18 protein-coding genes are annotated in these 20,787 nt (G+C 69.9%); 5 read left to right on the forward strand and 13 right to left on the reverse strand.

Annotation, left to right across the window (positions count from 1 at the left end; all coding sequences use genetic code 11):
• Window positions 1-40: 40 nt before the first annotated feature.
• From IGA62_RS05020 to IGA62_RS05035, 4 genes are all read right to left on the reverse strand, one after another.
• The gene (locus tag IGA62_RS05020) at window positions 41-1,951 is read right to left on the reverse strand and encodes a polymorphic toxin-type HINT domain-containing protein (RefSeq protein WP_232624879.1); all 1,911 of its coding nucleotides are present in this window, start codon (window positions 1,949-1,951) and stop codon (window positions 41-43) included.
• Window positions 1,840-2,685, reverse strand: a complete 846-nt coding sequence (locus tag IGA62_RS05025; RefSeq protein WP_186499740.1) for a hypothetical protein — start codon at window positions 2,683-2,685, stop codon at window positions 1,840-1,842. Before IGA62_RS05025 ends, IGA62_RS05020 begins: the two co-directional genes overlap by 112 nt.
• Window positions 2,686-3,138: 453 nt before the next feature.
• A complete protein-coding gene (locus IGA62_RS05030) occupies window positions 3,139-3,870 on the reverse strand; it encodes a DUF7873 family protein (protein WP_145816035.1) in 732 nt (243 codons plus the stop codon).
• A gap of 94 nt (window positions 3,871-3,964) precedes the next feature.
• A complete protein-coding gene (locus IGA62_RS05035) occupies window positions 3,965-4,594 on the reverse strand; it encodes a hypothetical protein (RefSeq protein ID WP_145816034.1) in 630 nt (209 codons plus the stop codon).
• Window positions 4,595-4,941: 347 nt separating this feature from the next.
• On the opposite strand from IGA62_RS05035, the gene IGA62_RS05040 reads away from it, so the two are divergent.
• Window positions 4,942-6,411: a multicopper oxidase family protein gene (locus tag IGA62_RS05040; RefSeq protein WP_145816033.1), complete on the forward strand. Its 1,470-nt coding sequence runs from the start codon at window positions 4,942-4,944 to the stop codon at window positions 6,409-6,411.
• A 105-nt stretch (window positions 6,412-6,516) separates the two neighbouring features.
• Here the strand turns inward: IGA62_RS05040 and IGA62_RS05045 are convergent, their stop codons facing one another.
• From IGA62_RS05045 to IGA62_RS05065, 5 genes are read right to left on the reverse strand one after another with little or no spacing between them, the layout of a single operon-like run.
• Window positions 6,517-7,695 (reverse strand): acyl-CoA dehydrogenase family protein, encoded by a 1,179-nt coding sequence (locus IGA62_RS05045; RefSeq protein WP_145816032.1) that lies wholly within the window; start codon window positions 7,693-7,695, stop codon window positions 6,517-6,519.
• Window positions 7,692-8,648: an NAD(P)-dependent oxidoreductase gene (locus IGA62_RS05050; protein WP_145816031.1), complete on the reverse strand. Its 957-nt coding sequence runs from the start codon at window positions 8,646-8,648 to the stop codon at window positions 7,692-7,694. Before IGA62_RS05050 ends, IGA62_RS05045 begins: the two co-directional genes overlap by 4 nt.
• Window positions 8,649-8,656: 8 nt before the next feature.
• On the reverse strand, window positions 8,657-10,093 hold the full coding sequence (locus IGA62_RS05055; RefSeq protein WP_145821786.1) for an aldehyde dehydrogenase family protein: 1,437 nt from the start codon (window positions 10,091-10,093) through the stop codon (window positions 8,657-8,659).
• Window positions 10,094-10,095: 2 nt separating this feature from the next.
• On the reverse strand, window positions 10,096-11,139 hold the full coding sequence (locus IGA62_RS05060) for an ABC transporter ATP-binding protein (RefSeq protein WP_145816030.1): 1,044 nt from the start codon (window positions 11,137-11,139) through the stop codon (window positions 10,096-10,098).
• Window positions 11,139-12,182, reverse strand: a complete 1,044-nt coding sequence (locus IGA62_RS05065; RefSeq protein ID WP_145816029.1) for an ABC transporter ATP-binding protein — start codon at window positions 12,180-12,182, stop codon at window positions 11,139-11,141. The genes IGA62_RS05060 and IGA62_RS05065 overlap by 1 nt, the downstream gene beginning before the upstream one ends.
• A gap of 123 nt (window positions 12,183-12,305) precedes the next feature.
• Here IGA62_RS05065 and IGA62_RS05070 point away from each other — a divergent pair, with 123 nt between their 5' ends.
• The 4 genes from IGA62_RS05070 to IGA62_RS05085 all read left to right on the forward strand — a co-directional run bounded on the left by IGA62_RS05070 (window position 12,306) and on the right by IGA62_RS05085 (window position 16,908).
• Window positions 12,306-12,836, forward strand: a complete 531-nt coding sequence (locus IGA62_RS05070; protein ID WP_186499739.1) for an Lrp/AsnC family transcriptional regulator — start codon at window positions 12,306-12,308, stop codon at window positions 12,834-12,836.
• Window positions 12,837-12,856: 20 nt separating this feature from the next.
• The gene (gene nikB, locus IGA62_RS05075; RefSeq protein WP_088982628.1) at window positions 12,857-13,804 is read left to right on the forward strand and encodes a nickel ABC transporter permease; all 948 of its coding nucleotides are present in this window, start codon (window positions 12,857-12,859) and stop codon (window positions 13,802-13,804) included.
• Window positions 13,794-14,696 (forward strand): ABC transporter permease, encoded by a 903-nt coding sequence (locus IGA62_RS05080; RefSeq protein ID WP_232624880.1) that lies wholly within the window; start codon window positions 13,794-13,796, stop codon window positions 14,694-14,696. The genes nikB and IGA62_RS05080 overlap by 11 nt, the downstream gene beginning before the upstream one ends.
• A 79-nt stretch (window positions 14,697-14,775) precedes the next feature.
• Complete coding sequence (locus IGA62_RS05085) at window positions 14,776-16,908, forward strand: thiamine pyrophosphate-dependent enzyme (RefSeq protein WP_232625042.1); 2,133 nt, start codon at window positions 14,776-14,778, stop codon at window positions 16,906-16,908.
• A 123-nt stretch (window positions 16,909-17,031) separates the two neighbouring features.
• On the opposite strand, the gene IGA62_RS05090 is transcribed toward IGA62_RS05085, so the two are convergent.
• From IGA62_RS05090 to IGA62_RS05105, 4 genes are all read right to left on the reverse strand, one after another.
• Window positions 17,032-18,012, reverse strand: coding sequence for a D-2-hydroxyacid dehydrogenase (locus tag IGA62_RS05090; protein ID WP_145816026.1), 981 nt, complete (start codon window positions 18,010-18,012; stop codon window positions 17,032-17,034).
• A complete protein-coding gene (locus tag IGA62_RS05095; protein ID WP_145816025.1) occupies window positions 18,009-18,209 on the reverse strand; it encodes a tautomerase family protein in 201 nt (66 codons plus the stop codon). Before IGA62_RS05095 ends, IGA62_RS05090 begins: the two co-directional genes overlap by 4 nt.
• Before the next feature lie 4 nt (window positions 18,210-18,213).
• Window positions 18,214-19,086 (reverse strand): tetratricopeptide repeat protein, encoded by an 873-nt coding sequence (locus IGA62_RS05100; RefSeq protein WP_145816024.1) that lies wholly within the window; start codon window positions 19,084-19,086, stop codon window positions 18,214-18,216.
• A gap of 70 nt (window positions 19,087-19,156) precedes the next feature.
• Window positions 19,157-20,770: an ABC transporter substrate-binding protein gene (locus IGA62_RS05105; RefSeq protein ID WP_145816023.1), complete on the reverse strand. Its 1,614-nt coding sequence runs from the start codon at window positions 20,768-20,770 to the stop codon at window positions 19,157-19,159.
• Between the last annotated feature and the right edge of the window lie 17 nt (window positions 20,771-20,787).

Genomic DNA, 20,787 nt, shown 5'->3' on the forward strand with positions numbered 1-20,787 from the left:
CATACCGCTGCATGGCCAGACACAACCGCCGATCGACTGGCTAACTTCGCGGCTTCCCCATTCTCCAGTCACGCCACGTCGCATTTGGAGCCACGGGATAGCCGTTGGTAGTCAGGGCCTCGTAGGCCACATCCCGAACTGGCATATAGCCCTCGAAATTGTTGGGCCAATAGTGACCCGAACCATTGTTGTAGTGCGTGATCCGGCCACCCTCGACCTCGAAATTTCCTGCCATGAACACCGGCTGCTCCTGCGCAAGGCTACTATGCCCGGCACCGTATTTGCCGTAGGTCTCGAGCTGGGCGTAGGGCATGGATCGGACGGAACCGTCCCGCAAAAAGACGAAAGCGTGCTCACCGTCGGTGAGATTTACTCCATCTGACTGCCATGAGCCCTCCGGAACCTCCGCCTGCTTCGAATTATCTGCACCATTCTCGCCCTTGCGGAAGACCTTCCGGGGCAGGATCGGGTCGCTCGTGCAGTTGTGGACGAGGACCGAGTCGTTGCCAGCGATCACATAGTACGTGTGGATGTCGGCGACGGTGAGGTCGTGCATCCGCTCGTCACCAGCGAAGTTACGAACCGCAACAACGGTGACCTGCCGTCCAGGAGGACCGCCGCCCCCGACACCGGCACCGGTGCCATCGCCCTCCAGGCGCTTGTCGTCGTGCACCAGCAGCCGGTGACCCGGCTTCAGCTGCCCGGCGTCCACCCACTGCCGGTCGGTGGCGTCCCAGAACGGGTGGTGCTGCGTCGTCTTCAGCACCGTCGACTTACCGGTCTCACTGTCCCGCACCGTGACGTCGGTCAGGTCCTGGTCCTGGTTGACGTGCAGGAACGTGACCGGCTTCGCCGCCCGCTCACCCGTCACCGGATCAGTCGCCGCAACCTCGTCACCCAGCTGCAGATCCTCGATCGGCTTGGCACTGCCGTCAGCCATCAACACCCGTGTCGACGGATCGAAGCTGTGCCGTTGCCCCGCAACCGTGCTACAACCTGCACCCGACTGGGCATCCGAACGGCGGCCCTCGGGCGCCGGACCCGAACCCGACGAACCACCACCCGAACGAGCAGCAGCCCCACCACCGGCAGCCCTCACCGGAGTGCTACCACCAGCGGTCTTGCCCGCCCCCGACAGACGACTCGCCAGGCTCGGCAACCGGCTCGCAGCCGCACCGGCGTACTTCAACCCGCCGCCACCGAGTCGACCGAGCCCACCCGAGAGCGCGCCGTCGAGGCCGCCCTCGATCATCGTCCCGGCCAGGTTGCTCCAGGAGAACTTCTCCTCGCCCTGGGCGACGTCGACCATGTACCCCGTACCGGCCGACAGGGCCCCGGCCACCGCACCAGCAAGGATCAGACAACCCACCCCGGTAGCGCACAGCGCGCCGACCGCCACCGTGGCCACCAGAGCCGCCGCCGCGGTGGCCACGAACTTCCACGGGTCCTTTTTTATCGCCTCGACTGTTGACTTCGCACTGTCGACGGCCTTCTTGACCGCATTCTTCGCGGTCTGTTTGACGCACTTCCCTACCCCACTCGACAGGCACTTCTTCGTCGAGTGGTACGCGTCCCTGACCGTGTTGACCATCTTCTTCGCCCATCGGACGGTGGTGTTCTTCACCTTGTTCCAGGCCTTCGAGGCCTTGTTGGTGAACTTCTTCGCCCCCGCCTTGAGATTGCTCCACGCCCGGCCGGACGAGGCGTACTTGAACGTCGACGAGACGGAGTTCGCCGCCGCCCGGAACGTCGACACCGGGTTGGTGGCCGCCTTGAACGTGCTCTTGACCCCGCTCTTGAAATTCGACCAACCCCAGTGACCGGTGGGGTCGACCGTCGTCAGCGGGTTGCCGTCCCGTACTGAAAACGGTTCGCCGCGATCGAGTCCGGCACCGGGCTGACGTCGGCGCTGTCCCTTGTGCCGAACTGGCCGGTCTCGGTGTTGTACCACCGGGTCAGCATGTTGACCCGGTCACTGAGCCCGTCGGTCCACTCCGACTGGTAGCCGAGGTTGCCGACCATGCCCGAGGTGTTCAGCACCGTACCCAGCGGATCGTAGGTGGTCGACCCGGACAGGGCGCTGCCGGTCGCGGAGAAGAGCCCGACCAGGTCGGTGTGCTGGTCGGTCCAGGCGTACGCCGAGCCGGCGCCGCTGCCCGTACCCACGCCGAACAGCTCGCCCGACGGACCGCGGGTGTAGGTCGCGGTGCCGTCGCCGGCCAGGTCGTTACCGAGGCCGGTGTACGTGAAGCCCGACTTGATCGCCCTGCCCAGCGCGTCGTACGAGTAGGTGCTGGTGGTCCCGCCGCTGTTCTGCTGCGACAGCACCTGGCCGAACGCGTCGGTCTGCGTGGTGTAGGTCACCGACCCGGACAGGGTCTGCTTCAACGTGCCGCGCGGGGTGTAGACGTACGACGTGCCGTTGTTCTGCGTCAGCAGTTGGTTACGGGCGTCGTAGGTGAAGGTCTTCGAGCCGTTCTGCGTACGGTTCCCGGAGTCGTCGTAGGCGTACGTGGTGGTGGTCGAGCCGCTGGTCCACGATTTCAGCCGGTCAGCCAGGTCGTAGGTGTAGGTGTTCGACGCCGACCCGGCGAAGCCGGTGGTGACCTTCGAGGTCTCGTTGCCGTTGGCGTCGTACCCGTAGGTGACGGAACCGAGGGTGACCGTGCCCGCCGCGTTCTTCAACGTGTCGGTCTTGAGCCGGCGCTTCCGCAGGTGAAACCGAGCGGCACAAGAGGCGGAAACAGCGGAACCCCCGGCCTACCCAAGCCGGGGGTTCCAGGTTTCCGCCCATTTCACACGCCGGACGCGTTTAAAGCCGTGGGTCAGTTTGAAAGTCGTCGCCTCTACCATTGGGCTACCGCGCCACGAAGAGAGGCGCGGGTAGGATTCGAACCTACACTCCACGAACCCTTTCCACGGCTGCTCCATCCGACGATCGGCGGTAATGCTGAGTCTGGAGCGAGAGTCTGAGATTCATTCGACGGTCGCCTCTACCAGTTGGGCTACCCCGGCCCGGGTGCCGGGGGCAGGACTCGAACCTGCACTGAACACGTCCAGCTCAGTCTGACCTTCAGTCTCAGCTTCTTCGCGCTTGTCGCGCGTCCCTCCGCGCTCCCACGGAGGGAGTCTGAAAGGCTACCCGAACAGGTAGCCGAACACCCGCTCGCCGACCTTCACGTCCTCCACCTCGGTCATGTTGGCCTGTTCCCGGGCGAACTTGACCGCCTGCTGGAGCTTCGCCACCCGCTCCCGCAGTTCCTTGACCCGGGTGGCGGGCAGGGCGCCGGAGAGCTTCACGGTGGTCCAGTAGCCGACCGGCACGTCCTCGGTGTACACCTCGACCTGGGCCGGGTGCTTCTCGGTCGCCTCGGCCTTGACGTGGTTGCGCATCACCTTGCGGCTGCGCACCGTCTTCACCGGGTCCGAGGCGTACGCCCCGGCGGCGTCGTTGAACGTCCAGCTCTCGGCCGGGTCCAGCACGGGCAGCTTGTCGACGAAGGAGTACAGCTCGACGAGCTGCTTCTCCAGGAAGAGCAGGTAGGTGACCGGCACGTCGGCGAGGATCGTCCGGCCGTCCACCACCACGTCGGCCTTCGCCCGGGTGTTCGCGACGTCCTGGGTGAGGACCAGGTCGAAGAGCCGGGTCAGCGACGTCGCCACCTCGGCGATCACGTCGGTGGCCGACACCTGCACCCGGGTCGACTCCGGCGGAAGCTGCTCGCCCTCCTCGTCCTTCGGCTGGTAGCTACGGGAGATGCCGGACAGCAGCGGCGCCTTCTGGACGTTGCGGTGTGCCTCGGTGAACTCCCGGGTGGTCTGGGCCTTCACGCCCTTGGTGACCGCGATGATCTGGTTGAGCTTCGCCATGCCGATCTTCCCTTCAGCCGGGCGGGACATTACCAACGACGATCCGTTGGCGGCGAACCGGTTTTCGGGTCACCGGACGACGGTCGGCTGCGCATCAGTCGCCGCTCAGGTTCACCTGGATGCCCTCGTTGGCGCACGCCGTCTTCAGGCCGGCCATGTGCGTGCTCATCGGGCCGATGTACGCCAGCGCTCCGGCCGCCTCGTCGCCCTCCATCTTCGACACCTCCCACACGATGTCGACCAGGGCCGTCCCGTGCTCCCGGATCTTCTCGTGGTCGGAGTCGGCGAACTGCTCCCGCAGTTCCTTGTACTCGGCCTCGCTCAGCTCGTCGTCCCCGTCGTCGACCGGATTCTCGCCCTCGCCGCCGGCCGCCATCGCCTTGCAGGCAGTGATGCCCGAGTCCTCCTTGACGGCCTGGTAGATGCCGGTGCCGGCGACCACCGCCAGGAGCAGGCCCAGCACCGCGCCCGCCGCGACGAGCGGCACCCGGTAGGCGGCGAGCGGACCGGGGGCGGGCTCGCCGAACGAGGCCGCACCATCGGCCGGGACGAAGCCGGACGGCACCGCCGGGCCCGTGGCCTGCGGCGGCACGGCGGCGTGGTCGGGGCCGGCCGGCTGCGGCGGTACGGCAGCCTGGTCGGGGCCGGCCGGCTGCGGCGGCACGGCGGCGTGGTCGGGGCCGGACGTGACGGTGGGGTCGGGGCCGGGCTGCGGGTCGGTCACGGGTTCTCCTCGGTCGGAACGAACATGTGTCCTTCGCACCCGTTCCGCGCCGCCCGAGGGGGCACACCGACCGCGAGGACCGTCGGGTGTGGATGGTAGCCCTGCGCGCCGGTGGCGTCGCGGGCCGTACGGAGCCACCTCCGGGACGCCCCGGTCTCGACCGCACCCCGGCCGGCCCACCCTCGTCCAGCAGTGAATTCATGGGAGTTGTCCGGTCTCAGGGGGGTCAATTCAGGGGTCACCGTGCGGCGCGATCTCCGACATCATCGAGACCTGGGACAACTGCCCCCGTCCACGGGCCGTCGGTTGGCCGCAACCCACCGCGAGGCTCCTAGGAAAGGACAACCGTGTCCACTCGTCGTCAACTGCTGCGCCTCACTGCGGCGTCCGGCGTCATCGGCGCCACCGGTGGCCTGGCCAGCCTCGTCGAACGGTCCGGTGCGGCCCCCGCCGCGGCGGCGCCCCCGGTCCCGGTGAGGTTGGCGGGCGGCACCCTGACCCCGTTCACCGTCCCGTTGACCGTCCCGCAGACCCTGCGGCCGGTGCTGCGGACCGCCACCACCGACTACTACTCGGTCACCATGCACCGGCGGCGGTTGGAGATCCTGCCGGGCACCCGCACCGAGGTGTACACGTACAACGGTGACCTGCCGGGCCCGACGATCCGGGCCACCTCGGGGCGGCGCGTGGTGGTACGGCAGCGCAACCGGCTGGGCATGCCGACGGCGGTGCACCTGCACGGTGGCGCCACCGCGCCGGGTGACGACGGCTCCGGCACCGCCACGATCCCGCCCGGTGGGGAGCGGGTCTACACGTACCCCAACCAGCAGCCGCACGCCACGCTCTGGATGCACGACCACACCCACCACATGGAGGCCGAGCACCTCTACCGGGGTCTGGCCAGCCTCTATCTGCTCAGCGACCGCACCGAGGCGGCATTGCCGCTGCCCCGGGGCCAGTTCGACGTGCCGCTGGTGCTGCGCGACGCGCACCTGGACGCCGACGCGCAACTGGTCTGGAACATGGACGACGCCGACAACCGGACCACCCTCCTGGTCAACGGCCGGCCCTGGCCGCGCTTCGAGGTACAGGCCCGCCGCTACCGGTTCCGCCTGGTCAACTCCAGCAACCTGCGGTTCTTCCTGCTCCAGCTCGCCGACGCCGGGGAGATGACGGTGATCGGTTCCGACGGCGGCCTGCTGGAGGCGCCGGTCACCGTGCCGTACGTGCTGCTCTCCCCCGGCGAACGGGTGGAGATCGTGGTCGACTTCTCGCGCTACCAGCCGGGCACGTCGGTGGTGCTGCACAACCTCATGGGGCCGGGCCCGTTCGAGCAGGTCGGCTCGGTGATGCGCTTCGACGTCGTACCGGCGCGGGGGCGGGACCGCAGCTCGGTGCCGCAGAAGCTGCGTACCCTGCCGCCGCTGCCGACGCCGACCGTACGGCGCACCGTCGAGCTGCGCATGGACGAGTTCGGCACCGGACACCAGGCGTACATCGACGGGAAGGTCTTCGACCCGGCCCGGATCGACACCACCATCGCCTGGGGCAGCACCGAGGAGTGGACGGTGACGAACGGCAACGTCTTCATGCCGCACAACTTCCACATGCACCTGGTGCAGTTCCGGGTGCTCGGCCGGGGCGACGGTCCGCCCGACCCCACCGAGTCCGGCTTGAAGGACACCGTGGTCGTCTGGCCCGGCCAGCCGGTCCGGCTCCAGGCCACGTTCGACACCTGGCGCGGCGTCTACCCGTACCACTGCCACATGGTCGACCACAGCGCGATGGGCATGATGGCCCAGATGAAGATCGTCTGATCGGGCGTCCGCACCCGCCCGGAGCCCCGGCTCCGGGCGGGACGCGTCACCTCACCCGACGGCCCACCGGCTCGCCCCGGTGGGCCGTTCCGTCACCCGGCGGCCTCAGCGGAAGGCGGCGTGACCGGTCAGCACCTGCCCGACGATCAGCTGGTGCACCTCGGAGGTGCCCTCGTAGGTGAGCACGGATTCGAGGTTCGCCGCGTGCCGCATGATCGGGTAGTCGAGGGTGATCCCGGCCGCGCCGAGGATGGCCCGGCAGTCGCGGGCGATGGCGATGGCCTCCCGCACGCTGTTGAGCTTGCCGAGGCTGACCTGCCGGTGGTCGAGCGTGCCGGCGTCCTTCAACGACCCGATCTGCATCGCCAGCAGCATCCCCTTGCCCAGCTCCAACGCCATGTCGGCGAGCTTGAGCTGGGTGGCCTGGTACGCGGCGAGCGGCCGGTCGAAGATCTGCCGGCTGCGGGCGTACGCGACCGTCGTCTCCAGGCAGTCGTGGGCCGCGCCGAGCGCCCCGAAGACGATGCCGAAGCGGGCCTCGTTGAGGCAGGACAGCGGTCCGGACAGGCCGGCGGCCTCGGGCAGCATCGCGTCGGCGGGCAGCCGCACGTCGTCGAGGACGAGTTCCGAGGTCACCGAGGCGCGGAGGGAGAGCTTGCGGGTGATCTCCGGGGCGGTGAAGCCGGGGGTGCCGGCGGGGACGAGGAAGCCACGGATGCCCTCGTCGGTACGGGCCCAGACGACCGCGACGTCCGCGATGGACCCGTTGGTGATCCACATCTTGGTGCCGTTGAGCACCCAGTCGCTCCCGTCGCGACGGGCCCGGGTCCGCATGCCGGCCGGGTCGGAGCCGAAGTCCGGTTCGGTCAGCCCGAAACAGCCGATCGCCTCGCCCGCCGCCATCCGGGGCAGCCACTGCTGCTTCTGCTCCTCCGAGCCGAACCGCCAGATGGCGTACATGGCGAGTGACCCCTGCACCGAGACCAGGGAGCGCAGTCCCGAGTCGCCCGCCTCCAGCTCGAAGCAGGCCAGGCCGTACGCGACGGCGGAGGTGCCGGCGCAGCCGTAGCCTTCGAGGTGCATGCCGAGCACGCCGAGCCGCCCGAGTTCCCGGGCGAGGTCCCGGGCGGGCAGGTGGCCCTCCTCGTACCAGGCGGCGATCTGGGGACGGATCCGCCGGTCGACGAAGTCGCGCACGGCGGCCTGGAGTTCCCGGGTGTCGTCGTCGACGAGCGCGTCGACGCCGAAGTACTCGAGCGCGGACGCGGGGACGGTCAGGGTCACGGTTCGTTTCCTTCCGGGGCTTGCAGGTGGGCGATCACGCCACGCGCCACGGCGACGGCCATCGCGTCCAACGCGTCGTGGGTCATCGCCGCCATGTGCGGGGTGGCGAGGACCCGGGGGTGGTGCAGCAGCGGGTCGTCGGGGTCCGGGGGTTCGGGTGCGAAGACGTCCACCGCGTAGCCCCGCAGCCGCCCGGAGTCGAGCGCGGCGAGCACGGCCGGGTGGTCCACGACCCCGGCCCGCGCCGTGTTGACCAGGATGGCGTCCGGTCGCATCCCGGCGAGCGCGGCGGCGCCGACCAGCCCGGTCGTCTGCGCGGTCTGGGGCACGTGCAGGCTCACCACGTCGGCCTCGCGCAACAGGTCGGTAAGGCCGACGAGGCGGACGCCCTCCGGTGGCGCGGTGACCGCGACGTCGTACCCGAGCACGGTCATGCCCAGCGCCCGCGCGCGGACCGCGACTCCCCGGCCGATCGCGCCGAGCCCCACCAGGCCGAGGGTGCGCCCGGCCAGCATGGTCCCGGTCAGCCCGGCCGCGACGACCGCGCCCGGCAGCGAACGGCCGGTCGGGAAGTCCCCCCGCGCCAGCGACGTCACGGCCGCCGGCAGCTGTCGGGCGAGCGTGAGGGCGGCCAGGACGACGAACTCGGCCACCGACTCGGCGTTGGCACCCGGCGTGCTGACCACCGGGACACCCAGGCGCTCGGCGGCGACCAGGTCGATGCCGTCCAGCCCGGCGCCGTGCCGGCCGACGACCCGGAGCCGTCGGGCGGATTCAAGCATGCCGGCCGTCACCGGGGAGGAGCGCACCACGAGGGCGTCCGCGGTGGCGAGTGGCCCGGCGGCCAGTGCCACCGGGTCGGTGACGTGGGCGAGGTGCACGTCCCCCACCGCGCGCAGCAGGTCCAGGCCGGCCGCCGCGATCGGCTCGGTGAGCAGGATTCTGGGTGTCATGGGGGTCCTCACCAGCCGGTGTAGCAGGTCACCGGTACGCAGTAGAAGTCGCGGGCGTAGCCGCCCTGCTCCCGGGGACCGTGGTTGGAGGCACCGGTGCCGCCGAAGGGAAGGTGCAGCTCGGTTCCGGCGGTGGGCAGGTTGACCGTCACGATGCCGGCCCGCGCCTCCTGCTTGAACCGTTCGGCCGCCGACAGCGACGTGGTCACGATTCCGGCGGACAGGCCGTACGGGGTGTCGCCGGCCACGCCGATCGCCTCGTCGAGGTCGTCGACCCGGATCACGCAGGACACCGGACCGAAGATCTCCTCCCGGGCCAGTCGCATGTCGTTGCGCGCGCCGGCGAAGAGGGTGGGTCGCATGAACTGCCCCTCGTCGGCGCGGTGCGCCCCGCCGGCCACCACGGTCGCCCCCTCGTCCCGGCCGATCCGGACGTAGTCGAGGTTCTGCGCCAACTGGTCGGGGCTGACCACCGGGCCGAGGTCGCTGCGCGGGTCGAGCGGGTCGCCGACCCGCAGCGCGTCGGCCGCCGCGGCCAGTGCCTCGACGAACCGGTCGTGGATGCCGGCCTGCACGATCAACCGGCTCGACGCGGTGCACCGCTGGCCGCTGCTGAAGAAACTGCCGTCCAGGGCGCAGCGCACCGCGACGTCCAGGTCCGCGTCGTCGAGGACCACGAGCGGGTTCTTGCCGCCCATCTCCAGTTGGAACCGCTTGTTGCCGTGGGCGATGCACTGCCGGGCCACGTGGGTGCCGGTCCCGGTGCCGCCGGTGAAGGAGATGCCGTCGATCCCGGACGAGGTCAGCAGCTCCTCGCCGACCTCGCGGCCGGAGCCCATGACGAGGTTGAAGACGCCGGGCGGCACGCCGGACCCGGCGATGATCCGGGCGAGTTCCCCGGCCGAGGCGGTGACCAGCTCGGCCGGTTTCAGCACGACCGCGTTGCCGTAGGCGAGCGCCGGTGCGACCTTCCACGCCGGGATCGCCAGCGGATAGTTCCACGGGGTGATGACCCCGACCACGCCCAGCGGCCGGCGTCGCACCTCGGCCTGCACCCGTGGCCGGGTGGAGGAGTAGACCTCGCCCTGCGGTTGCAGCAGTTGGTGGGCGTAGTACCGGAAGGTCTGACCGGCCCGGGTGACCTCCCCGCGCGCCTCGCCGAGCAGCTTGCCCTCCTCCCGCGCGAGCAGGACCGCGAGTTCCTCGGTCCGGCTCAGGATGGTGCTGCCGATGCGGTCCAGGATCTCCATCCGGTACCCGACGGGCTGGCGGGCCCAGCCGGGCTGGGCCCGGCGGGCGGCGTCGATCGCGGCCCGGGCCGTGTCCCGGTCGGCCCGGGCGTACTCGCTGACGATCTCGCCGGGGCGCGCGGGGTTGGCGTTCGGTCGCCGTTCGCCGTCGACCCACTCGCCGTCGACGAGGTTGAGGTGGTACGGCACCGGCATGGTCACCGACCACCGATCGCGGAGGCGACGGGCTGCGCCTGCGGGTCGACGTTCTCCGGGAAGTGGCAGGCGACCTGGTGGCCGCTGCCGGTGGTGGTCAGCACCGGTGTCTGCGCCGCGCAGACCTCCTGGGCCTTCCAGCACCGGGTCCGGAACCGGCATCCGCTCGGCGGGTTGAGCGGGCTCGGCACGTCCCCGGTGAGGATGAGGCGCTTCCGCTCGGTCTCGACCAGGGGGTCGGGAATCGGCACCGCCGACAGCAGGGCCTTGGTGTAGGGATGCTGCGGCCGGCGGTACATGTCCTCGCACTCGCCCACCTCGACGACGGTGCCGAGGTACATGACGGCGATGCGGTCACAGAGGTGACGCACCACGGCCAGGTCGTGCGCGATGAACATCATCGTCAGCCCCAGTTCCTCCTGGAGCTGTTCCAGCAGGTTGACGATCTGCGCCTGGACCGAGACGTCCAGCGCGGACACCGGCTCGTCGGCCACGATGAACTCCGCGTTGCTGACCAGCGCCCGCGCGATGCCCACCCGCTGGCGCTGGCCACCGGAGAACTCGTGCGGAAAGCGGTCGTGCCACTGTTCGCTGAGTCCGACCAGCTGCATGGTCTCCAGGGCCTTGGCCCGCCGCCCCGCCGCGGAGAGGTCCGAGTGCACCAGCAGCGGCTCCTCGATGAGTTCGCCGATGGACATCCGGGGGTTCAGCGAGGCGAACGGGTCCTGGAAGATCATCTGCATGCGTCGGCGCATCGCCCGCATCGGGCCCCGGCCCAGGGTCGTCAGCTCGGTGCCGTCGAAGGTCACCGTCCCGCTACTGGGTTTGAGGAGCTGGAGGATGGCCCGGCCGGTGGTGGACTTGCCGCAGCCGGACTCCCCCACCACACCGATGATCTCGCCGCGCCGGATGTCCAGGTCCACCCCGGACACCGCGCGCAGGCGGGCCGGCAGCAGCGAGCCGCGCTTCGGCACCTTGAAGTCGACGGCCAGGTCGCGTACCCGCAGCAGAGGCTGGTCCGCTGCGGTGACAGGGGCTTCGGACATCAGCTCTCCTCCGTCGATTGGTCGGCGTAGCGGTCCCGGGTGGAGAGCCAGCCGCCCTGGCTCACCGGGCGCATGCCCCAGCACCGGGTCAACTGGCCCCGGCCCGGCGTCTCGTGTGTGCCGACCAGTTCCGGGGCACTGTCCTGGCAGGTCTCGCGGGCGTGCACGCAACGGGGGCGGAACCGGCAGCCGGTCGGCATCTCCGACAACTCCGGTGGGCGGCCGGCGATCGGGCGTAGCCGGCCCCCACGGACGAGGTCCAGCCGGGGCACCGACCCCAGCAGGCCCCAGGTGTAGGGCATCTGCGGACGGTGGAACAGGTCGACCGTCTCGGCGCGCTCCACGATCTGGCCGGCGTACATCACGTTGACCCGCTCCGCCATGCCCGCCACGACCCCGAGGTCGTGGGTGATGAGCAGGACGGCGGTCCGGGTCTCCCGGGCCAGTTCCCGCAGCAGGTCCAGGATCTGGGCCTGGATGGTGACGTCGAGCGCCGTGGTGATCTCGTCGGCCAGGATCAGCCGGGGGTTGCAGGAGAGCGCGATGGCGATCATCACGCGCTGCCGCATGCCGCCGGAGAGTTGGTGCGGGTAGGAACCGAGCCGGGTCTCCGCGGCCGGGATGCGCACCATCTCCAGCAACTCGATCGCCCGCGCCCGCGCGGCCCGCCGGTTCAACCCCAGGTGCAGGCGTAGGGACTCGGTGAGCTGCCGACCCACGGTCAGCACCGGGTTCAGCGAGGTCATCGGATCCTGGAAGATCATCGAGATGCCCTTGCCGCGGACCGCCCGCAGCTCGCGGGGGCGCAGGCGCAGCAGATCCTGCCCTTCGAAGAGGACCTGCCCGCCGGTCACCTGCCCGGCCGGCGGAACGATCAGGCCCATGATGGACTGCGCCGTGGCCGACTTGCCGCAGCCGGACTCACCCACCAACGCCACCATCTCGCCGGCGTCCACAGTGAAGGAAACACCGTCGACCGCCGTCACCGACCCCCGCGCCGCGCGGAATTCGGTACGTAGGTCTCGCACCTCCAACAAGGCCATCGAACCCCCTGGTGTTTTAGACTCCCGAGCGCCGCCATTCGTCAAGTCGGAGTGTTGCACAGACGATGTTCGTCGTCTAGGCTCCCGGCAGCGACGAATTACGTCACTATGAGTTGGAGCGAGATGGCATCGAAGAGCTCGATCGAAAAGGATCGCGGCCTCATCCGGGAACTCGTCCAGGACCCGAGGCAGACAAACGTCGCGTTGGCGGCGAAGGTCGGCCTCTCCGAAGGGTCCGTGCGACGACGGGTGGAACGGCTCGTCACCGAGGGGCAGCTGCAGTTCGCCGCGATCCCCAGCGCCGCCTTCATGGGCCGGCCGGTGCACACACTCTTCGAGATCCAGAGCGCCCCCGGGGCCACAGAGCGGCTCATCGACAAGCTCGCGGGCATGCCGGAGATCGCGTACGTCTACCACGTCACCGGCCAGTTCGACATCATCGCGGTCGGCTACTTCGCCTCCAGCAACGCCATGCGCCGGTTCTGGACCGAGCGGCTGGGCCACCTCGACGGGGTGATGGAGAGCCGGTCGGTGATGGTGCTGCGGGTCGCCAAGCGCGCCCACGAGTGGGCCCGCGACATCGCCGTCGACGGTGACGAGGAGTCCGCCTGGGAGTCGGGCTCGACCCCTGGCGCGCCCGGCTCGGAAACCTGACCAGACCGGAGAAACACGCCATGCTGCGCATCACGCTCATCCGCCTGTTATCGGTTATTCCGGTCCTGCTCGGGATCTCGGTGATCTCGTTCCTGGTGATCCGCATGATCCCCGGTGACGTGATCAGCTCGATCATGGGCCAGGACTTCGGCGACCCCGCGATCGAGGCGGAGATGCGCCGCTACTTCGGGCTCGACATGCCCGTGTACGAGCAGTTCCTGAGGTGGCTGGGTGCCCTCGTCCAGGGCGACCTCGGCACCTCGATGCGCACCGGCCAGCCGGTGCTGGAAGAGATCATGCAGCGCTTCCCGTCCACGCTGCTGCTGGCGGTGTCGGCGCTGCTGGTCTCGATCCTCATCTCCATCCCGTTCGGCGTGCTCAGCGCCACCAAGCGCAACGGCCTGCTCGACGCGAGCACCCGGGTCGCCTCGCTGATCGGGCTCTCCCTGCCGAACTTCTGGCTGGGCATCCTGCTGGTGTACGTCTTCTCGGTCTCACTGGGCTGGCTGCCGTCACAGGGCGCGGGCGAGGGTGAGGGCTTCTGGGGCAGCCTGAAGTACCTCATCCTCCCCTCGGTGACCCTCGGCGCCAGCCTGGCGGCGATCAGCATGCGGATGACCCGGTCCAGCATGCTGGAGGTCCTCAACCAGGACTACGTCCGTACCGCCCGGGCCAAGGGGCTGGGCGAACGCGCGGTCATGGTCCGGCACGCCCTGCGCAACTCGCTGATCCCGGTGGTGACGGTGCTGGGCATCCAGGCGGGGGCGCTGCTCGGTGGCACCGTCATCGTGGAGCAGGTCTTCGCGTGGCCGGGACTGGGCACGATGGTCATCCGGGGGATCAGTCAACGCGACTACCCGGTCGTCCAGGGCACGCTGCTCTTCCTGGCCTTCTTCTACGTGGTGGTCAACCTCCTCGTCGACCTGATCTACACCTACCTGGATCCGAGGTTGCGCAGTGGTCACTGAAGTCGTCCCCGCCCCCCGGCCGCAGACATCCCCGATCAAGACCGGACGGCGCGGCGGCCAGCTGCTGCGACTGATCACCCGGGACAAGGTCGGCCTGATCGGGCTGGTCATCGTGCTGCTGATGACCACCGCCGCGGCCCTCGCCCCGCTGATCGCGCCCTACGACCCGACCGCCATGTCCAACCAGCGGCTCGCCCCGCCCGGCGGCGACTTCCTGCTCGGCGCCGACGAGGCCGGGCGCGACCTGCTCAGCCGGGCGCTCTACGGCGCACGGACCTCGCTGACGGTCAGCCTGATCGTGGTGACCTGCGCCGGGGCCATCGGCGTCCTGCTGGGGCTGCTCGCCGGCTTCTACCGGGGCGTACTGGACGCGATCATCACCCCGGCGACCGACATCATGTTCTCCTTCCCCACCCTGCTGCTGGCCCTCGCGGTGGTGGCCGCCCGCGGGCCCGGCACGGAGAACCTCATCCTGGCCCTGGTCATCGTCTTCATCCCCAGCTTCGCCCGGATCGTGCGCGGCACCGCGATGTCGGTCCGCCGGGAGCCGTACGTGGAGTCGGGCCAGGCGGTCGGATTGAGCAACACCCGCCTCATCCTGAAGTACATCCTGCCCAACTCCATCGCCCCGATCGCGGTGCAGTTCACCACCAGCCTCGCCTACGCGATCCTGATCGAGGCGTCCCTCGGGTACCTCGGGCTCGGCGTGCAGCCGCCACAACCGTCCTGGGGATCGATGCTCTCCAGCGGCAAGTCCTTCATGGAGCTGTCGGTCTGGCCGTCGGTCGTGCCCGGCGTCTGCATCATGATCGCCGTCCTCGGCTTCAACCTGCTGGGCGACACCCTCCGCGACGTCCTGGACCCGCGACTGCGGGGCCGTTCCGGTCGCTGACCGCAAGGAGCACACGCGCGTGGAATCCATCGACGACCACCTGGTTCGCTGCCTCACCGGGTGGTCGGCGGGCCAGCCCCTGCCCGAGGAGACCTCCCCGGACGTCGACGTCGACCCCGGTCTGCTGCTGGACCACCTCGACGCCCAGATCCAGAGCCGACACCTCGACCTCGCGCTGCGGTGGTTGCAGTCCCGGCAGGAGGGCTTCTACACGATCGGGTCGAGCGGCCACGAGAGCAACGCCGCCGTCGCGCTGGCGCTGCGCCCGACCGATCCGGCCCTGCTGCACTACCGGTCCGGCGGCTTCTACGCCGCCCGGGCCGGCCAGGTCGCCGGTGCCACCCCGATCGCGGACGTCCTGCACTCCGCCGCCGCGTCCCGGCACGACCCGATCTCCGGCGGACGACACAAGGTGTTCGGCCACCGGGCCCTGAGCATCATCCCGCAGACCTCGACGATCGCCTCGCACCTGCCCCGGGCCATGGGCCTGGCGTTCGCGCTGGACCGGGGCACCACCGACACCGGGTACCCGGCCGACGCGGTGGTGGTGTGCAGCTTCGGCGACGCGTCGGCCAACCACTCCACGGCGGCCGGCGCGCTGAACGCCGTGGGCTACAGCGCCCACCAGGGAATCCCGATGCCGCTGCTGTTCGTCTGCGAGGACAACGGCATCGGGATCAGCACCCGTTCCCCGCACGGCTGGGTCCGGCGGATGCTGTCGGCCCTACCCGGCATCCACTACGCGTACGCCGACGGCACGGACCCCGCCCGCCTGCTGGCCGTCGCGGCCGACGTGGCGCACCGGGTGCGGACCCGACGGGAGCCCGCCGTGCTGCACCTGGGCACCGTACGGTTCATGGGGCACGCCGGTTCGGACGCGGAACTGGCGTACCGGACCCGCTCGGAGATCCTCGCCGACTACGCCCGCGATCCGATCCTGGCGACGGCGGCGCTGCTCGCCCGACGCCGCATCCTGAGCCCGGCCGAGAGCCTCGCCCGTTACGAGGACACCCGCAAGCTGGTGATGGACCAGGCCGAGCAGATGGTGGGCCGGGTCGAACGGCTGGCCGACACCGCGACGGTGACCGCTCCCCTGACCGCCCGCCGGGTGGTGCAGGTCAGCGGCGCGGCACGACGTGCCGGCAGCGGGCGGGAACGGGTGTTCGGCGGGAAGCTCCCGGAGACCCGGGGCCCGCTCACGCTGGCCCAGTCGATCAACGCGGCTCTCCACGACGCGCTGCTCACCTGGCCACAGGCGCAGGTGTTCGGTGAGGACGTGGCCCGCAAGGGCGGCGTGTACGGCGCCACCCGGGGACTGCGGAAGGCGTTCGGCGCGAACCGGGTCTTCGACACGCTCCTCGACGAGCAGACCATCCTCGGGGTGGCGCTCGGCGGCGCCCTGGCCGGCACCCTGCCGATCCCGGAGATCCAGTACCTCGCCTACCTGCACAACGCCGAGGACCAGCTGCGCGGCGAGGCCGCGTCGCTGCGCTTCTTCTCCAACGGGCAGTACGCCAACGGCATGGTCGTGCGGATCGCCGGCCTGGCGTACCAGAAGGGGTTCGGCGGGCACTTCCACAACGACAACTCGGTGGCGGTACTGCGGGACATCCCGGGCCTGGCCCTGGCGGTCGCCTCGCACCCGGCCACCGCCCCGGCCCTGCTCCGCCAGTGCCTCGCCCTGGCCGAGCAGGAGGGACGGGTCTGTGTCCTCCTGGAGCCCATCGCCCTCTATCACCGGCGTGACCTGCACGCCGACGGCGACGGCGGCTGGCTGGCCCGCTATCCGGCGCCGGACGAGTGGGCGGTGACCGAGAACCCGCTGGGCCAGGTCCGGACCGTCCGCGACGGCACCGACCTGGCAATGGTCACCTTCGGCAACGGCGTCCCGATGAGCCTGCGGGTGGCCGGCGAGCTGGCCCGGGAGGGAATTGGCACGCGCGTCGTCGACCTCCAGTGGCTCGCGCCGCTGCCGGCGGTGAGCCTGCGCGCCGCGCTCGACGGCGTCTCCCGGGTCCTCGTCGTCGACGAGACCCGCACCAGCGGCGGCGTCTCCGAGGCCGTGGTGGCCGCCCTGGTCGACGCGGGTTTCACCGGCCGGATCGCCCGGGTCAACAGCGTCGACAGCTACGTGCCGCTCGGCCCGGCCGCCGACCAGGTCCTGCTGCGCGAGGACGACGTACGGACGGCCGCCCGCGCCCTGCTCAGCTGAACGCCACGACGGCGGCGGCCCACTCGATGATCGAGTGGGCCGCCTGGGTGGTTGCAGGGGTCCCCTGCTACCGCATTGTGATGAGCAGGGGACCCCTGCAACCGCGGGTCGGCCGGGTGGTGGTCAGTACCCGAGGTCCGGCTGCCGCTTCGTGCCGGCCAGTTCCTCACCGGCGAGATACCGGTCGAGGTTGGCGCAGAAGTCGGCGTAGAGCCGTTGCAGGTTGCCGGAGCCCCGGAACGAGGTGTGCGGGGTGATGGTCGTGTTCGGCAGGCTCCACAGCCGGTGGTCACCGGGCAGTGGTTCCTCCTCGAACACGTCGAGCACGGCACCGGCGATCCGCCCCTGGTGCATGGCGTCGACGAGCGCGTCCTCGGCGACCAGCGCACCCCGCCCGACGTTGACCAGGACGGCGGTCTCCTTCATGGCCGCGAAGTGCCCGGCGTCGAAGAAGTACCGGTTCTCCGTGGTCAGCGGCATGGCCAGCACCACGGAGTCGGCCTCGGGCAGCAACGCCAGGTGGTCGGCGAACCCCTCCACCCGCTCGAAACCCTCGGCGGGCGAGCCGGTGCGGTTGACCCCGATCACGGTGACGCCCAGGGCCCGGGCCCGCCAGGCCACCTCGCGTCCGATCCCGCCGGTACCGAAGACCACCATGGTGCTGCCGATGACGTCCCGGGCCACGATCCGGACCCACTCCCGGCGCTCCTGCGCCTCGCGGTACGCCGGGAACCCCCGCGCGTGCAGCAGCACCGCGCCGATGACGTACTCGGCGATCGGCACGTTGTAGGAGTTGGGCGACCGGGTGTAGACCAGTCCCTCGGCGAGGCGGCGCTGCATGATGTCGCCGGTGACCCAGTCGAAGCCGGCCGCAGTGATCTGGACCCAGCGCAGCCGGTCGCACTTGCCCAGCAGCTCGTCGAACGTGTCCTCGTTCATCGCGCTGCGCAGGATCACCTCGGCGTCGAGCCACTCCTCGCGCACCGGCTCGTCGTCCGGGACCGGCGTGAACCGGCACTGCGGATAGCGCTCGCGCAGTTGCGGCAGCAGGTCGGCGAGGTTCGGGGTGAGCAGGACGTGCGGTCCTCCGGCGGCGACGGTCATGACGATTCCTGCGCGCGCTTCCGGTTGTTGTACGTCACCCCACCCTTGGCCCAGTTGTCGTAGGAGACCTCGTAGAGCAGGACGTGGGTGTTCTCGCGCGGCGAGCCGTACTTGACCAGCACGTCGGTCAGCTCGGCGATGATCGCTTCCTTGGTCTCCTGGTCGCGCTTGCCGATCTCGGCACGGATGATGGCCATGTCCTCAGTTCTCCTTCGCTGTCGTCGCCCCGACGAAGTCCGGGTTACGGGAGTACTCCGCCTTGACCGCCAGGTAGGCGAAGGCGTGCCCGACACCGGTTCGCAGCACTCCGTCGAAGACCTCGCGGGCGGCGTCGACGTTGCCGTTGTAGTAGTGCCAGTTCCCCAGGCCGTAGCCCTGGGTGACGGTCTTCAGGCTGTTGCCGTCGCACATCGCCCAGAGCTGCTCGGGGGTGATCTCGCCGGTGTAGAGCCGCATCCGGCCCTCGTATCCGACCAGATGGTCCTCCTGGACGAGGGCGATCTCGCGGAACCGGTCGAGTACCTGCTCGGCCTCGTCCGGGCGGCCGAGCCGGCGCAGCGCCATGTACTGCCAGTCCTGCGACGCGACGAGACCCTCCTGGTGCCGGGCGGCCCGCTCGGCCTCCCGGAAGCTGGGCAGGCAGCCCTCGAAGTCGCCGTCGAGGTACTGGGCGACGCCGAGGTGGTACCAGACGGAGGTGTGCAGGGTGGTGTTGTACCGCTCCAGGGCCTGCGGGTCCTCGGCGGCCATGGTCTCGGTGAGGTGCTGCGGTCGGACCTGCTCGGGGCGGCCGAGGATCAGGCTGACGACGTCCTTCTCCACTTCGGGCTGGTACATCTCGTACTCGTCCTCGACGCCGTCCAGCCGGTCGGCGGCGGCGCGCAGGTCCTCGATCGCGCCGGCGTAGTCGCCGGTCGAAATCCGCCGGTGCCCCCGGAAGCGCAGCAGGCGCGGACTGCCCGGCTCCAGCTCGAGCGCCTCGGTGAGCAGGGCCACGGACTCGTCGTGCTTGTTGAGGTAGCCCTTGAGCCGGGCGGCGATGACATAGCGGTCGGTCAGCGGTACGGACGTCATGGACCTGCCTTTCGCGTCACGGGGAAGGTGGCGGGGACGCCCGCGGGATCGGCGTCCCCGCCACGGCTCGTCATCGATCGAGCCAGATGTTCCGGTAGAAGCGGTACGTCGGCGTCGGGTCGCCGCGGTATCCCATGACGTCCTTCTGCACGACGTCGAAGTCGGCGTTCAGGAAGGTCATGGCCACCGGGCCACGCTCGGCCAGGATCTTCTCGGCCTGCTGGTAGAGCGCGGCGCGCTTGTTCTTGTCCATCTCCGAGCGGGCCTGCACGATCAGGTTCTCGTACTCCGGGTCGGTCCAGTTGCCGTAGTTCAGCCCGCCGCCCTTGAGAAAGCTGGCCGAGAACCGCTCGTCCGGGTCGTAGGTCAGGCCGAAGCCGGACTGGTACATGTCGAAGTCGGCGGCCTTCGTCTTCGAGTCGGCGATGGTGGACTCCACCGACTCGATGGTCACCTTGATGCCGATCTTGGCGAGTTGCTGCTGCTCCACCTCGGCCGAGCGCACCTGGAATGCCGACGTGGCGATCACCATGAGCTTGGCCTCGAAGCCGTTCGGGAAGCCCGCCTCGGCCAGCAACGCCTTGGCCTTCTCGATGTCGGGCTTGTTGTAGACCGGCTCGGTCAGCGCGCCGAACCGGTCCGGCGGCAGGTAACCCGCGTTGAGCGGGGTGCCGAACCCGGAGTTGGCCACGTTCAGGATCTCCTGGCGGTCGAGCGCCAGATAGATGGCCTGCCGGACCTTCACGTTGTCGTACGGCGCCTTGGAGGTGTTGAGCCGTAGGTGCAGGGAGAGCGAACCGGATCCGCCGTACCACTTGAGTTTCTCGTCGCGCTTGAGCGCGTCGATGAACTCGGGCGCGGGGCGCCAGAGGAAGTCGACCGTGCCGCTGCGGATCGCCGCGGCGCGGGCGTTGTCGTCCGGGTTGAAGGTGAAGTCCATCCCGTCGAGGTAGGGAACGCCCTGCTCCCAGTACTTGTCGTGCCTGTCGAGCTTGATCGCCTGGCCGGTCACCCGTGAAGCGATCTTGAACGGGCCACTGCCGCCGTCGACGCTGCCGTTGAGCCCACCCGCTGCCTCGGCCACCGTACGGTCCACCACGGACGAGGCGGCGGTGGAGAGCAGGGTCAGGATGGCCGCGTTCGGCTTGGCCAGCTTCATCTCGACGGTACGCTCGTCGCGCGCCTCCACCGAACTGATGCCCTCGTAGCTACGGGCCCGAGGGGCCCGGGTCGCCGGGTTCTTGATCCGTTCGATCGAGTACTTCACGTCGGCCGCGGTCACCTTGCGCCCGCTGTGGAAGAAGGCGTTGTCCCGGAGCTTGAACGTCAGCGTCGTCCCGTCCGCGCTCTGTTCCCACGACTCGGCGATCGCCGGCTTGATCTCGCCCCGGTACGACTGCACCAACGACTCGTAGATCTGCTCGTTGATGACGAAGGCCGAGGTCTCCGACATCCGGTGCGGGTCGAGTTCGTTGGCGTCCAGCCGGATCATGATCCGGAGTCGGCCGCCGGACTTCGGCGTACCGCCCGGCTGCGACTCGTCCTCCAGCCGGACGTTGCTGGTCAGGCCGTCGTTGGAGTTGTCACCGTCGGTGGACGGAGGCTCACCGCCTCCGGAGCAACCGGCCGCGAGCGCCGCGACGACGCCCACCGCCAGCACTCTGGTGAAAAATCGGGTTCGCATTGGTCTCCTTGGCTGGT

The sequence above is a fragment of the Micromonospora sagamiensis genome (genome assembly GCF_014680085.1).
GTDB classification, from domain to species: Bacteria; Actinomycetota; Actinomycetes; order Mycobacteriales; family Micromonosporaceae; genus Micromonospora; species Micromonospora inyonensis.

Excerpts from the sequence above, each read along its gene's own strand:
- IGA62_RS05030 (WP_145816035.1), bottom strand. The coding sequence starts at position 3,870 with ATGGCGAAGCTCAACCAGATCATCGCGGTCACCAAGGGCGTGAAGGCC.
- IGA62_RS05050 (WP_145816031.1), bottom strand. The coding sequence starts at position 8,648 with ATGACACCCAGAATCCTGCTCACCGAGCCGATCGCGGCGGCCGGCCTG.
- IGA62_RS05055 (WP_145821786.1), bottom strand. The coding sequence starts at position 10,093 with ATGCCGGTGCCGTACCACCTCAACCTCGTCGACGGCGAGTGGGTCGAC.
- IGA62_RS05060 (WP_145816030.1), bottom strand. The coding sequence starts at position 11,139 with ATGTCCGAAGCCCCTGTCACCGCAGCGGACCAGCCTCTGCTGCGGGTA.
- IGA62_RS05065 (WP_145816029.1), bottom strand. The coding sequence starts at position 12,182 with ATGGCCTTGTTGGAGGTGCGAGACCTACGTACCGAATTCCGCGCGGCG.
- IGA62_RS05070 (WP_186499739.1), top strand. The coding sequence starts at position 12,306 with ATGGCATCGAAGAGCTCGATCGAAAAGGATCGCGGCCTCATCCGGGAA.
- nikB (WP_088982628.1), top strand. The coding sequence starts at position 12,857 with ATGCTGCGCATCACGCTCATCCGCCTGTTATCGGTTATTCCGGTCCTG.
- IGA62_RS05090 (WP_145816026.1), bottom strand. The coding sequence starts at position 18,012 with ATGACCGTCGCCGCCGGAGGACCGCACGTCCTGCTCACCCCGAACCTC.
- IGA62_RS05095 (WP_145816025.1), bottom strand. The coding sequence starts at position 18,209 with ATGGCCATCATCCGTGCCGAGATCGGCAAGCGCGACCAGGAGACCAAG.
- IGA62_RS05100 (WP_145816024.1), bottom strand. The coding sequence starts at position 19,086 with ATGACGTCCGTACCGCTGACCGACCGCTATGTCATCGCCGCCCGGCTC.
- IGA62_RS05105 (WP_145816023.1), bottom strand. The coding sequence starts at position 20,770 with ATGCGAACCCGATTTTTCACCAGAGTGCTGGCGGTGGGCGTCGTCGCG.